Annotated in this window: 1 pseudogene; it reads right to left on the bottom strand. The window is 42.9% G+C overall.

Going from position 1 to position 350, the window contains the following annotated elements:
* Positions 1–300 (bottom strand): annotated as a pseudogene (locus AB4Z50_RS36340) (IS3 family transposase); the annotation flags it as partial.
* Positions 301–350: the final 50 nt, after the last annotated feature.

The raw sequence follows: 350 nt of genomic DNA, 5'->3' as shown, positions 1-350 counted from the left end.
CCTTTCCATTTCCTTGTACTTTTTTAGCACATCTATTTGTTGCTTTAAGAACCGATTCTCCGCCTTTATTTGCTCCAGTTCCGAGGTAAACTCAGGTCCTTTACCATAGCTGTATTGTTTGCCTACAGGTTGCTCCAAGCGGTTTAATTCGCCCTTGCGGTACCATCGCATCCAGGTTTCCAATTGCGTCTTATTTCGAATGCTCAGCTGCTCCATGACCTCTTTCACTGGAACTCCTGTTATTCTCAATTCAATAGCTTTCATTTTTGTTTCCACTGGGTAACTTACTCTTGTTGCCAACGTAAAAACACCTCCAAGGTTGTCTCCATATCTTACGACATGGTTGCACA

This window comes from Paenibacillus sp. 2TAB26 (assembly GCF_052115145.1).
Taxonomy (GTDB): Bacteria; Bacillota; Bacilli; order Paenibacillales; family Paenibacillaceae; genus Pristimantibacillus.
Note: the sequence above shows the minus strand (reverse complement) of the source record. Positions and strands in the feature narration are given on the sequence as shown.